Here is a 13,517-nt window from a genome sequence, read left to right as displayed (position 1 = left end):
CCTTAAAATCCGGCGGCGCTGCCGTTGCTGCGTGGATCGTATGCGCCCTCAAGCATGCCGTTGGTATGGCGCACGATGGCTCCGGCATGGCCCACAGCTTCGCTAAAATCTGGCAATGCTTCGACTTCATGACCCAATTCACGCAGTGCTTTGAAAGTTTCCGGGCTAAACCGACCTTCTAATTTCAGGCTGTCGGAGGCTTGCCCCCAGGTTCTGCCTAATAACCATCTTGGCGCGGTTACGGCTTCTTGCAACGGTATGCCCTGAATTACGTGGCGCGTAAAAATAGCCGCCTGAGTTTGCGGTTGCCCGTCGCCACCCATCGAGCCGTAAACCATCGTTCTGCCATCGGCAAGCCGGGCGGCTGCCGGATTCAGGGTATGGAATGGTTGTTTTCCTGGAGCAAGGCTTAATAAACTTTCGGGTTTGAGACTGAACGCCGCACCACGGTTTTGCCACAGAACACCGCTTTTGGGCAGCACCACGCCGCTGCCAAACTCGTGGTAAATACTTTGAATAAACGACACTGCCAACCCGCTGCTATCAATCACTCCCATCCAGACCGTGTCGCCGGGGCCTTTGCCGGTTCCCCAATTGGCAGCTTTGGTGTCGTCAATTTCTGCGGCCAGTGCGGTGAGTGGCTCGGGCTCCAGCAGGCTTTGAATTGAAGTGGTGATATGGCGTGGGTCGGTGATGTATTTGTCGCGCAGTGCAAAAGCTTTTTTGGTGGCCTCAACGATGCGATGAACAGTTTGAGTTTCGTTTGCCTGCACCATATCTAAATGATCGGTGATCCCGAGGATCGCCAACGACACCAGCCCCTGAGTGGGTGGCGTCATATTATAAATATCACCCTGCTGGTGGCTAAGATGCAGAGGAATACGGCGTTTAGCACGCTGTGCCGCGAGATCCTGCAAATTTATCGGCATCCCTAAATCCGCTAACTCTTCGGCGATTAGCGCGGCTAACGGCCCACGATAAAAACTATCAAGCCCTTCAACGGTAAGGCGTGTCAGCGTTTGTGCAAGACGTGGCTGGGTGAAGCGGCTACCCGCTCGCGGAATTTCACCGCGATTTAAAAAAGTCTCAGCAAAACCGGAGATATTAACCAGCTCGTCGTATTTGCTATGGGTTGCAAGCGTTTGAGATTGGGTCACCGGAATGCCATCAGCCGCATAGCGAATCGCATCGGCCAGTAAGCGCGAGAGCGGTAGTTGCCCACCACCAAGCTGTGCGGCAATTTTTAGCGCTTCGTCCCAACCGCTAAGGGTTCCAGGCACGGTTAACGCGGCTTTAGGGCCACGATGAGGAATCGATGTTTCGCCTGCGTAAAATGCCAGCGATGCGAGCGAGCCCGCAGCACCGCTGGCATCAATCGCAATCGGCTCACCTTCCGGCGGTACTATCAGCCAGAAACCATCACCGCCAATACCATTCATGTGGGGATAAACCACGGCAATCGTTGCCGCCGCAGCCACCATCGCTTCGATAGCATCGCCACCGTGGCGCAGCACGGATAATGCGGTTTCACTGGCTAAATGGTGCGGTGTGACCGCCATACCGGACGGGGCCATATTGCTTTGCATCATCGTTTTATCTCTCAGAATGGAAGCTTAAGTGTATCTCTAGCAAGAGATGTTCCAGGTTGACTCGGTTAGTTTCACTGTGCCAGGCTCGAGTGAAACAAAAGTTACAGAGGCCATGATGAAACAATTAGATGAACGCTTAAGGGCGACATACGAACAGCTTTCCCCGCAGGAACAGCGAGTTGCTGCGTTTATTGTCGATCATTTTGATGACCTGATTAGCTACAACAGCGCCGAACTGGCCCGTCTTTCTGGCGTATCAAAAGCGACGGTAAGCCGTCTGTTTAAGCGCCTTGGCTACGACCGTTATAAAGATATGCGTGAAGAACTGCGCAACCTGCGTCAGAGCGGAATGCCGCTCACAGAAAACCGTGATGCGGTGCAAGGTAACACGCTGTTGGCGCGGCATTATAAACAGGAAATGGCGAATCTGACGCAGTGGGTCAGCCTGCTCGAAACGCAGCAATTTTCCGAAGTTGTGACGGCGCTGACGACGGCAAAACGTATTTTTATTATCGGCTTAAGAAACTCGTGGCCGGTCGCAATGCACCTGCGCCAACAGTTATTGCAGGTACGTAGCGACGTTTATTTATTGCCGCAGCCGGGGCAGACGCTGGCCGAAGAAGTGGTGGATATCAGCGAACAAGATTGTGTTATCGCTATCGCGTTCCGCAGGCGTCCGCGCATTATCAAGCCGCTGCTGGCGAATCTGCATCAGCGGCAGGTGCCGCTTTTGGTAATGAGTGAAGCGCAGGGTTCGGGCCTGACGCCTTATTGCCGCTGGCATTTTGCCGCCCCGCTGGACAGCGTTTCAGCTTTCGATAGTTACAGCAGTGCGATGAGTCTGGTGAATCTGTTAGCCAACGCAGTGCTACATGAAGCGTTAACCACTGGTCGTCAGCGCATTCATCATATTGCCGAACTCTATACTGAGCTTGATGAGTTAGAGCAACGCTAGTGCACCATGATGGTGCTTTTGCACACATCGTGGGAACCATTCTGGTTCATTAACCTGGTTTGGTAAGTATCATTATTTACGCTAAGTATCGGCTTTTGTTTCTTTGCCACTGATGAAAATGAATGGCACATTAGTTGCAGAATATTTTTATAAAGAATCTTTTGTTTCATTTTGAACTAAAGGAAATGCCATGTTAGATATTCAGCACTTCGCGCAAATTAATCCGCCACACCGTTTGTTGATGGGGCCGGGTCCAATCAATGCCGATCCCCGCGTATTACGAGCTATGGCGAGCCAATTGATTGGGCAGTATGACCCGGTGATGACTGGCTATATGAATGAAGTGATGGTGCTGTATCGCGAACTTTTCCGTACCCAAAACCGTTGGACGATGCTGGTGGATGGCACTTCTCGCTCCGGCATCGAAGCGATTTTGCTTTCTGCGATTCGCCCCGGCGACAAAGTGCTGGTGCCGGTATTTGGCCGTTTCGGCCATCTGCTTTGTGAAATAGCACGTCGATGCCGTGCTGAAGTTCACACCATTGAAGTGCCGTGGGGAGAAGTATTCACACCCGACCAAATCGAAGATGCTATCAAAACGGTAAAACCGCGTTTGCTGCTGACGGTTCAGGGCGATACATCCACCACCATGCTACAGCCCCTGGAAGAACTCGGTGAAATCTGCCGCCGCCACGGCGTGCTGTTTTACACCGATGCCACGGCGTCATTTGGTGGCAACAAACTGGAAACTGACGCCTGGGGTTTAGATGCGGTTTCAGCAGGGTTGCAAAAATGCCTCGGAGGCCCGTCCGGCAGTTCGCCGATCACCCTCAGCGCACAAATGGAAGAAGTGATCCGCCGCCGTAAATGTGTGGAAGAGGGCATTCGTACTTCCGCGCATCAGGATGGCGATGACGAAATGATCTACTCGAATTATTTCGATCTCGGCATGGTGATGGATTACTGGGGCCCGGAGCGCCTGAACCACCACACGGAAGCGACCAGTATGTTGTTCGCCGCCCGTGAGTGCGCGCGCATTATTCTGGAAGAAGGGTTGGATGTGGGGATTGCTCGCCACGAACTGCACGGGAGGGCGCTGGTGGCCGGTATACAAGGTATGGGTCTGGAAACCTTCGGAAACCTCCAACACAAAATGAATAACGTACTTGGCGTGGTTATTCCTTCCGCCGTTCACGGCGAAGAAGTACGCAAAATGCTGCTGGAAGATTTCCATATTGAAATCGGCACCTCGTTTGGCCCGCTGCAAGGCAAGATCTGGCGCATTGGCACCATGGGTTATAACGCGCGCAAAGATTGTGTGCTGCAAACGCTGACGGCGCTGGAGGCGGTGCTTAATCGTCTTGGGTTCAAGTCGACGCAAGGGGCAGCAATGCAGTCGGCGTGGGACGTGTATTCTCAGGAAAATCGCTGATGGTTAAACATGTCATGAATGCCGCGCAGGCCAGCGCCGCCGCTAGCCGGGTTATGCAGCGAGCGGATGAACTCGCGCAAATTAGCGAAACACCGGGCCAGCTCACGCGGGTTTATCTCTCCCCTGAACATCTGCGGGCCAACCACATGGTTGGGGCCTGGATGGAACAAATCGGTATGGCCACCTGGCAAGATGCAGTGGGTAATATTTGTGGGCGTTACGAAGGGGCAAGTGAAGGCGCTCAGGCTATTTTGCTGGGTTCGCACCTCGACACGGTGCGCAATGCCGGGCGTTACGACGGCATGTTGGGCGTACTCACCGCGCTGGAAGTGGTCGCATTTCTCTATGAAAACAATCTTCAATTAGAGCAGGCGATTGAAATCGTTGGCTTTGGCGATGAAGAAGGGACGCGCTTTGGTATCACGCTATTAGGTAGCCGTGGGGTGACCGGAACCTGGCCGGATAACTGGCTGGCATGTGTTGATGCTGCAGGGATTAGCGTTGCACAAGCATTGGTCAATGCCGGTTTTGACCCTTCACGAATTAAAAGTGCTGCCCGTAGTCCGGAAGAGTTTAGTGCCTATCTCGAACTGCATATTGAACAAGGGCCGGTGCTGGAGCGTGAAAATCTGGCGCTCGGCGTGGTGACCGCCATTAACGGCGCTCGCCGTCTGAAATGCCGCTTTGTTGGCGAAGCAGGGCATGCAGGCACGGTGCCGATGACTATTCGTAAAGACGCGCTCGCGGCCGCCGCTAATTGGATGACTTACATCGAAAGCGCGACTGCCATTTACGCCCCAGATATTGTTGCGACAGTCGGCTCGCTGCAATGCTTGCCGGGCGCGGCGAATGTTATTCCAGGTGAAGTCCTGCTCACGCTGGATATTCGCAGCCCGAGAGATGCAGATCTGGAAGCATTGCTGGGAAACTTGTTAAGCGAAGCGCAACAAATCGCCGCTCAACGAGGTGTGACGTTCGACTCTGAAATCTATTATTCGATTCCCGCCACGCCATGCGACGCGGGTTTACAGCGCCAGTTAACATCAGCCATTGCTTCGGTGCAGGGGCGTAGTTTATCTCTGCCAAGTGGCGCGGGGCATGATGCTATCGCCATTGCACAACTCTGGCCAGTGGGTATGTTGTTTGCGCGTTGTGACCGTGGAATTAGCCACCATCCTGCAGAGTCAGTGATGGAAGCTGATGTGATGCAAGCTGTGAGGGCTTATACGCAAACGGTTATGGCATTGGCTGCGAAAAATACCCTGATTGAATTTAACGATGGCTCAGAGAATGAAGCCCTAAACCTGATAGCACCATGTGTGGCAATTCCTGCATGGACCGAAAAGCTGGTAGCAGCGCGTCCATATTTAAACGTCCACGTGTTACAGCATTACGCTTCGCAACTGACGCTGGACTGGGGAGGGGAGGAGTTGAATCATGCGCTGGCGGCACATCCGCGTATCGGTGAAAAAGCACAGGGCGACGGCAAAGAAGCCCTATTTTCTAAAGGCGAGCAGTCTGCTGTAGATACGCAAAATAGCGCGTTAACTCTCGCACTGGCACAGGGTAATGCTGAATATGAAGAGCGGTTTGGGCGCGTGTTTCTTATTCGTGCGAAAGGGCGAAGTGGTGAAGATATTCTCACTGAACTCCATCGCCGCCTGAACAATTCCCCTGCACAGGAAGAAACTGAAGCGCTGGAGCAATTACGCCAAATCACGTTACTACGTCTCGAAGGAGTGTTTGCCCAATGAGCCAGTTAAGTACGCATATTCTTGATACTGCGCTAGGGAAACCGGCGGCAGATGTGGCTATTCGCCTTGAGCAACAGCTTGGCGATACCTGGGAGATTGTGGGGCAGGGTGTTACGGATACCGATGGGCGGCTAAAAGATTTCGCCCCGGTACCATTGGCGGCGGGGCGATATCGGCTGACGGCAGAAATCGGGCTTTATTTCGCAGCAACACACAGAGAAACCCTGTATCCCACCGCGCAAATCGATTTCGTGATACCGCAAAACGGCGGGCATTATCACCTGCCGTTTCTGATTTCCCCGTGGTCGTGGTCGACTTACAGAGGTTCGTAGTTAAAGGCTGAACGGATCGGCATCTTGCCAGGCAGGGAATTTCTCGCGGTATTCTTGCAATGCAATCAGCGATAAATCGGCATCGAGCCGCATCGCCTGATGGGTTTCGCCATTCGCCAGAATTTCACCCTGCGGATTAATAATTTTGCTATCGCCACGGTAATGATGCCCGTTACCGTCGGTGCCAACACGGTTGCAGCCTGCGACATACGCCTGGTTTTCAATGGCGCGAGCCACCAGCAAACTTTGCCAGTGCAAAGAGCGCGGGGCTGGCCAGTTCGCCACATATAACGCCAGATCGTAATCGTTGCGGTTGCGTGAAAAAACCGGGAAGCGTAAGTCGTAACAAACCTGCGGCAGAATGCGCCAGCCACGCCACTCGACGATGACACGCTCGTTACCGGCCTGATAATGATGATGTTCATCCGCCATGCGGAACAAATGGCGTTTATCGTAGAAATGGACTTTGCCGTCGGGCTGAACCAGCAGGAAACGGTTTACCGGCCCGCGTTCGGTTTGCAGGGCAGCGCTTCCGGCGATCATCGCCTGAGTTTGCTGGGCTTTAAACTGCATCCAGTCGATGACTTCTTCTTCAGCAAGCGATTGTTTTGCGGCTTCCATTGCAAAACCGGTAGTGAACATTTCCGGCAGGATAATCAGGTCGCGGCCGAGAATGTCGTCTAACAGCACGTCGAAATGACGCAAGTTTGCCGCGCCGTCCATCCAGACCAGCGGTTGTTGCAGAACGGTGATTTTCAAACCAGACACAATCGGAAGCCTCATGATAAACAGTGTTTCATTCACTTTAGCATGAGTAGAAAAGAAAAAACCCCGCGAACGGGGTTTTAAGAAGGCTTATGCCGCTTCAATCTTGCGATGCTTTTCCGGCACCTTTACCGGCATGGTTGCCAGCTCCTCCGGCTCGAACTCATCAACGTTGATACTGCGCAGACGGCTCGCTTCAGCTTTGGTCAGAATCGCTGCTTCTTCAGCGTTGATTTTCCCTTCTGCCAGCCATTGTTTGGCCTGCTCATCAAGACGGGTAAACGACAGGTTACGCCCGGTTTCTTTACTGATGCGCAGATGGATTGGCTCAGCAGCCATCACGTCCATCAATGCTTCTTCCAGCAGGCCAGCCGGGTTGAACTCGCTTGGCGTCAGATACTGGCCGCGACCAATGCGTGAACGGGTAGCGGATGGGATCTGCATGATCTTCGCCAGTTTGTGGTCCAGCTTGTCCGATGGAGCATCGTAACGACGGCCCAGCGGGAAGATAACTACGCGCAACATGCCAGCCACAAATGCATTCGGGAAGTTACGCAGCAGGTCGTCAATCGCTTGCTCGGCCTGATACAGCGCATCCTGCACACCCCAGTGAACCAGCGGTAAATCTGCTTCGTTACGGCCTTCGTCGTCGTAGCGTTTCAGCACGGAAGAGGCGAGGTACAGCTGGCTTAACACATCACCCAGGCGAGCAGAAATGCGCTCGCGACGCTTGAGGCTGCCGCCCAATACCGCCATGGAAACGTCTGACAGCAACGCCAGGTTGGCGCTCAGGCGGTTCATATACTGGTAGTAGCGTTTGGTTGAGTCTTTGGTCGGCGTGGCGCTGGTCAAACCGTTAGTCAGGCCAAGCCACAGGCTGCGCATTTTGTTGCTGCCGACGTGGCCGATATGCTTGAACAGCAGCTTATCGAACGCGTTGACGTCATTGTTTTGCGCCGCATTCATCTCGTCGAGAACATACGGATGGCAACGAATCGCACCCTGACCGAAGATAATCATGCTGCGGGTCAGGATATTCGCCCCTTCAACAGTGATGGCGATTGGAGCGCCTTGATACGCTCGCGCCACAAAGTTGGAGTTGCCGAGCATAATGCCTTTACCGCCGAGAATATCCATCGCGTCGAGAATCGCGCGCTGGCCGCGGTGGGTACAGTGGTACTTCACGATAGCCGACAGCACCGCCGGTTTTTCACCGAGCATAATCCCGTAAGTCACCAGCGAAGCCGCCGCATCCATCACATAAGCGTTACCGGCAATACGCGCTAATGGCTCTTCAATCCCTTCCATTTTACCGATAGAGATCCTGAACTGGCGGCGAATGTGCGCGTAAGCACCCGTTGCCATCGCCACAGATTTCAAGCCGCCAGTAGAGTTGGATGGCAGGGTAATACCACGGCCAACGGACAGGCATTCAACCAGCATACGCCAGCCCTGACCGGCCATTTTCGGGCCGCCGATGATGTAATCAATCGGTACGAAAATATCTTTGCCGCGGGTCGGACCGTTCTGGAATGGTACGTTAAGTGGGAAGTGGCGTTTGCCAATTTCTACGCCCGGCGTGTGCGTTGGGATCAGCGCACAGGTAATGCCAAGATCTTCTTCATTGCCCAGCAGTTTATCCGGGTCAGACAGTTTGAATGCCAGACCAAGAACGGTAGCGATAGGGGCCAGCGTAATGTAGCGCTTGTTCCAGGTCAGACGCATACCGAGAACTTGCTGACCCTGCCATTCGCCCATACACACAACGCCAGTATCTGGAATCGCGCCCGCATCGGAGCCTGCTTCAGGGCTGGTCAGTGCAAAGCATGGGATCTCTTGCCCACGCGCCAGGCGTGGCAGGTAATGATCTTTCTGCTCGTCAGTACCGTAATGTTGCAGCAATTCGCCCGGGCCTAATGAGTTAGGCACACCGACGGTAATCGCCAGAATCCCGGAAACCCCAGACAGTTTTTGCAGCACGCGAGATTGTGCGTAAGCAGAGAACTCGAGGCCGCCGTACTCTTTCTTGATGATCATCGCGAAGAAGCGATGTTCTTTTAAATATGCCCACAGTTCAGGCGGCAAATCGGCCATTTCGTGGGTGATCTGGAAATCATTCGCCAGACGGCAGGCTTCTTCAACCGGGCCGTCGATAAAGGCCTGTTCTTCTTCAGTCAGCTTTGGTTGCGGATAGTTGTGCAGCTTTTCCCAGTCTGGTTTACCGCGGAAAAGATCGCCTTCCCACCAGGTGGTACCAGCATCGATAGCTTCTTTTTCCGTACGCGACATCGGCGGCATGACTTTGCGGAAGCTGCTGAACACCGGAGCGGAAATCAAAGATTTACGAATCGGCGTAAAGACCAACGGCACCAGAATAATCGCCAGCGGAACCAATACCCAGATAGACCATATACCAGTAAAACCAAGCGCGGCTGTCCACGCCAGCAGAATTGCGCTACTGAGCAGCAAATTGACCTGGTGATAGAACAGCACACCGAGGAGAACAACGGTTGCGACAATACTCAAAATCAACATAAAGGAAACTCCCTTGCTTGTAGGAGGTCTGACCACTTGGATGTATTGGTTTTAGTTCATGTGGTTTTTTTTAGCAATATATTCACAAAATAATTACAACTCAGCTCACATTGTTACCGCACGGAACAGCAAAAGCAGGAGGATATGGCGCTTCTCGCGCTATCCGGTAAACTGCTGGGGTTAATCAATCGAAAAATACTGAAGGACATCCTCATGTACCAGGATCTTATTCGTAATGAATTGAATGAAGCGGCTGAAACGCTGGCTAACTTCCTGAAAGATGACGCTAACATTCACGCCATTCAGCGTGCGGCGGTGCTGCTGGCTGATAGCTTCAAGGCGGGCGGTAAAGTGCTTTCTTGCGGCAACGGTGGCTCACATTGTGACGCCATGCACTTTGCTGAAGAACTGACTGGGCGTTATCGCGAAAACCGTCCGGGTTACCCGGCGATTGCGATTTCTGATGTTAGCCACATCTCTTGCGTGGGCAACGATTTTGGCTACGACCACATTTTCTCTCGTTATGTTGAAGCGGTAGGGCGTGAAGGCGACGTGTTACTGGGGATCTCCACTTCAGGCAATTCCGGCAACGTAATTAAAGCCATTGAAGCTGCGCGTGCGAAAGGCATGAAAGTCATTACCCTGACCGGTAAAGACGGCGGCAAAATGGATGGAACAGCGGATGTTGAAATTCGTGTTCCACACTTTGGCTACGCTGACCGTATTCAGGAAATTCACATCAAAGTGATTCATATCCTGATTCAGTTGATTGAAAAAGAGATGGTTAAGGCTTAACAAGTTCCCCTCTCCCGAAACGGAGAGGGTTGTATTAAGTTGTGGGAGGTTAAGATGTGCGAACTGCTCGGGATGAGCGCCAATGTGCCGACGGATATTTGCTTTAGTTTTACCGGTCTGGTGCAGCGTGGCGGGGGAACGGGGCCGCATAAAGACGGCTGGGGTATTACTTTCTACGAAGGTAAAGGCTGTCGTACGTTCAAAGATCCGCAACCGAGTTTTAACTCTCCCATCGCAAAACTTGTGCAAGATTATCCGATCAAATCTTGTTCAGTGGTCGCGCATATTCGTCAGGCTAACCGCGGCAAAGTGGCGCTTGAAAATACCCACCCTTTTACGCGCGAGTTATGGGGTCGTAACTGGACCTATGCCCACAATGGCCAGCTCAAAGGGCATCGTTCACTCGATACCGGCCCGTTTCGCCCGATTGGTGAAACCGACAGCGAGCAAGCATTTTGCTGGCTGCTTCATAAATTGACGCAACGTTATCCACGCACACCTGGCAATATGGAGGCGGTGTTCCGCTACATCACCGAACTTGCGGTGCAATTGCGTGAGAAGGGCGTGTTCAATATGTTGTTGTCGGATGGGCGCTACGTGATGGCGTTCTGTTCCACCAATTTATACTGGATAACCCGACGGGCACCGTTTGGCGTGGCAAAACTGTTGGACCAGGATGTGGAAATTGATTTTCAGGAAGAGACCACACTCAACGATGTGGTCACTGTAATTGCGACTCAGCCCCTGACTGGCAACGAAACCTGGCACAAAATTGCACCAGGTGAGTCTGAACTATTTTGTCTCGGGGATCGCGTAGTTTGATGCCAACTGCGGTTGCGTCGATGGCGTAACCGGCTTACTAACCACGTAATTACCGCTAACAACTGAAACGCCCGGCGGCTGGTGATTCGCCATGAAGTAGTCATAACCCGGCTTAAGTTGTTTCCAGAAGTCGATGTAATAAGAGTACTTGTGACGCTGCATATTGGCATCTGTCATGCGGAACGGATAGATGCTGACCTGTACGCTCGGCTGGCCGAAGACTAACGCGCCGGTCACAAACTGGAAAATCTCATCAATGTTGGTGTCGGTCATGGCGTAGCAGCCGACGGACACACAAGCACCGTGAATCATCAGATATTGACCCTGATAACCATGCTGGCGATCAAACTCGTTCGGGAAGCCGATATTAATGGCTTTATAGAAGCGGCTATCAGGTTTTAACTGACTGCGAGTCACGTTATAAAAACCTTCAGGACTTTTAAAATCACCCTGACGCTGTTTTGGACCTAATCCACCGGAATAGTTACAGATGCTATAGCTGTCGAGCAACTGGAACTTCTCGCCCATCTTCACGTATAACTCTAGCGTGCGCTCTTCCTTAAATATCTGAATATAAACCGGAGAGCCCATAAGTTGTTGCTTGAATTCTTTACTGACAGGCGTGTTAGACGAGTTGCCGCTTAAAAGGCTGGCAAACGACATGCACGGTATCAGAAGCATCGCAATAATAAGTGCGATCTTACGCATACTGCTTGATTCCTTGATAAAGCTTAGACCAAATGCCAGGACGGCAAAAAGAGACCCGAAATCAGATTACTCTGTATTAGGAGCGCTCACATTAGCATCGTTATGAATTTTCGCAACCCTAAAGCAGAGCGTATTAAGCTATAAAATTGGACTTTATAGAATACTTTTGGATAGCGGGAGAGCACGCGTTTTGCGTAACAGCTCGCATTGCTGGATATCTCTATGCTGATTTCTGCCCCTTCAGCGGGCTAATGATGCTAAAATCCTTCGCGAATGTTGACCTGCGGATATGAAAGGAAACTATCCATAAGTCAGTTGTTCCGGTTACTCGGGCGACTTATACCTCCCTCTCGTAATAGTGAATGGATGCGTTTCCTGTTTTATCTGCCTTATATGTCGCATCGGTTGAACCCTTATTCGACCCATCCGTTGTCGGCTACAGTTTTTTGTCGGTATGTTTAAGCCAATTTTAAACGTGATAACCTTATGATAAAAATCAAAAAAGGTCTGGACTTGCCTATTGCCGGTTTACCGGAACAGCAAATCCATGACGGCCCAGCGATACCTTTCGTGGCTCTGCTCGGAGAAGAGTATGTCGGCATGCGCCCTTCTATGCTTGTGCAGGAAGGCGACAAGGTATTGAAAGGCCAGCCTCTCTTCGAAGATAAAAAGAACCGTGGCGTGCTCTTTACCGCTTCTGCGAGTGGAACGGTCACGGCGATTAATCGTGGTGAACGTCGCGTACTGCAATCGCTGGTTATTGAGGTTCAGGGTGATGAACAGGTCGTTTTTGAACGATTTGCACCAGAAAACCTTGGCAAACTGCCGCGTGAAACAGTTCAGGCACAACTTCTATCTTCGGGCCTGTGGACTGCACTTCGTACGCGACCATTCAGTAAAGCACCGCAACCTGCGAGTGTTCCCGCGGCCATTTTTGTGACCGCTATTGATACCAATCCGCTGGCGGCCGATCCGCAACCCATTATTCGTGCACATCGCGAAATGTTTGACGCGGGCTTAACACTGTTGTCACGGCTCACTGATGGAAAAGTCCATGTCTGCCAGGCTGGTGGCGGTAAATTGGGCAGCCATGTTTCCGGACAAGTGACGTTTAATGAATTTGCTGGCCCTCATCCTGCTGGGTTAGTGGGCACACACATTCACTTCCTTGAGCCCGTTAGCCTGCAAAAAACGGTATGGCATCTTAATTACCAGGATGTGATTGCCATCGGCAAATTGTTTGTTGAAGGTGAATTGTGGACCGAACGTGTTATTGCGTTAGCCGGTCCGCAGGTTAAAAAACCACGCCTGATTCGCACTCGCCTGGGGGCCTGTCTGGAAGTACTCACAGCCGGTGAGCTGGAAGAAGGTGAAAACCGCATCGTATCCGGTTCTGTATTAAGTGGAACCATGGCCGCTGGTTCTCGAGCCTGGCTTGGTCGTTTCCACCTGCAGGTCACGGTTCTGAAAGAAGGGCGTGAAAAAGAACTATTTGGCTGGGTAATGCCGGGTGCCGATAAATATTCAATTACACGCACCACGGTTGGCCACTTCCTGAAGCGCAAACTATTTAACTTCTCAACCGATACCAATGGTGGCGAACGCGCAATGGTGCCGATTGGCAACTATGAACGTGTCATGCCACTGGATATTCTGGCCACGATGTTATTGCGCGACTTACTGGCAGGAGATACTGACAGCGCTCAATTGCTGGGGTGTCTGGAGCTGGATGAAGAAGATTTGGCGCTTTGTACCTACGTTTGCCCGGGGAAATATGAGTATGGCCCGGTGCTACGCGAGGTATTAACCCGCATCGAGCAGGAAGGATAA

General features: G+C 52.2%; 11 protein-coding genes and 1 pseudogene. 8 read left to right on the top strand and 4 right to left on the bottom strand.

What is annotated here, in order from left to right; genetic code table 11:
* Positions 1 to 2 precede the first annotated feature (2 nt).
* Complete coding sequence (locus tag GC128_RS18975; RefSeq protein WP_151995597.1) at positions 3 to 1,589, bottom strand: gamma-glutamyltransferase family protein; 1,587 nt, start codon at positions 1,587 to 1,589, stop codon at positions 3 to 5.
* Positions 1,590 to 1,704: 115 nt separating this feature from the next.
* Between GC128_RS18975 and GC128_RS18970 the strand changes: the two genes are divergently transcribed.
* The 5 genes and pseudogenes from GC128_RS18970 to uraH all read left to right on the top strand — a co-directional run bounded on the left by GC128_RS18970 (position 1,705) and on the right by uraH (position 6,062).
* A complete protein-coding gene (locus tag GC128_RS18970; protein WP_151995596.1) occupies positions 1,705 to 2,544 on the top strand; it encodes a MurR/RpiR family transcriptional regulator in 840 nt (279 codons plus the stop codon).
* 190 nt (positions 2,545 to 2,734) lie between these two features.
* Positions 2,735 to 3,976, top strand: a complete 1,242-nt coding sequence (locus tag GC128_RS18965) for a pyridoxal-phosphate-dependent aminotransferase family protein (protein WP_151995595.1) — start codon at positions 2,735 to 2,737, stop codon at positions 3,974 to 3,976.
* Positions 3,976 to 5,229, top strand: a pseudogene (hpxK, locus tag GC128_RS18960) (allantoate amidohydrolase); the annotation flags it as partial. The gene GC128_RS18965 and the pseudogene hpxK, both read left to right, overlap by 1 nt.
* Positions 5,215 to 5,730 (top strand): 2-oxo-4-hydroxy-4-carboxy-5-ureidoimidazoline decarboxylase, encoded by a 516-nt coding sequence (gene uraD / locus GC128_RS23230; RefSeq protein ID WP_233782222.1) that lies wholly within the window; start codon positions 5,215 to 5,217, stop codon positions 5,728 to 5,730. The pseudogene hpxK and the gene uraD, both read left to right, overlap by 15 nt.
* Positions 5,727 to 6,062: a hydroxyisourate hydrolase gene (gene uraH, locus GC128_RS18955; RefSeq protein WP_151995593.1), complete on the top strand. Its 336-nt coding sequence runs from the start codon at positions 5,727 to 5,729 to the stop codon at positions 6,060 to 6,062. The genes uraD and uraH overlap by 4 nt, the downstream gene beginning before the upstream one ends.
* Here the strand turns inward: uraH and GC128_RS18950 are convergent, their stop codons facing one another.
* Entirely contained in the window at positions 6,063 to 6,830 is a 768-nt protein-coding gene (locus tag GC128_RS18950; RefSeq protein WP_151995592.1) for an amidohydrolase, read from the bottom strand.
* 87 nt (positions 6,831 to 6,917) lie between these two features.
* Positions 6,918 to 9,362: an acyl-CoA dehydrogenase FadE gene (fadE, locus tag GC128_RS18945; protein ID WP_151995591.1), complete on the bottom strand. Its 2,445-nt coding sequence runs from the start codon at positions 9,360 to 9,362 to the stop codon at positions 6,918 to 6,920.
* A 213-nt stretch (positions 9,363 to 9,575) separates the two neighbouring features.
* On the opposite strand from fadE, the gene lpcA reads away from it, so the two are divergent.
* Positions 9,576 to 10,157 (top strand): D-sedoheptulose 7-phosphate isomerase, encoded by a 582-nt coding sequence (lpcA, locus tag GC128_RS18940; protein WP_064553165.1) that lies wholly within the window; start codon positions 9,576 to 9,578, stop codon positions 10,155 to 10,157.
* A gap of 54 nt (positions 10,158 to 10,211) precedes the next feature.
* On the top strand, positions 10,212 to 10,979 hold the full coding sequence (locus GC128_RS18935) for a class II glutamine amidotransferase (protein WP_151995590.1): 768 nt from the start codon (positions 10,212 to 10,214) through the stop codon (positions 10,977 to 10,979).
* Here GC128_RS18935 and dpaA read toward each other — a convergent pair.
* On the bottom strand, positions 10,950 to 11,687 hold the full coding sequence (gene dpaA, locus GC128_RS18930; RefSeq protein ID WP_151995589.1) for a peptidoglycan meso-diaminopimelic acid protein amidase: 738 nt from the start codon (positions 11,685 to 11,687) through the stop codon (positions 10,950 to 10,952). The genes GC128_RS18935 and dpaA overlap by 30 nt on opposite strands.
* A 486-nt stretch (positions 11,688 to 12,173) precedes the next feature.
* Here dpaA and GC128_RS18925 point away from each other — a divergent pair, with 486 nt between their 5' ends.
* Positions 12,174 to 13,517, top strand: a complete 1,344-nt coding sequence (locus GC128_RS18925) for a Na(+)-translocating NADH-quinone reductase subunit A (protein ID WP_151995588.1) — start codon at positions 12,174 to 12,176, stop codon at positions 13,515 to 13,517.

Source organism: Buttiauxella massiliensis (assembly GCF_902500225.1).
GTDB classification, from domain to species: domain Bacteria; phylum Pseudomonadota; class Gammaproteobacteria; order Enterobacterales; family Enterobacteriaceae; genus Buttiauxella; species Buttiauxella massiliensis.
This window is presented reverse-complemented; position numbering and strand designations above follow the sequence as displayed.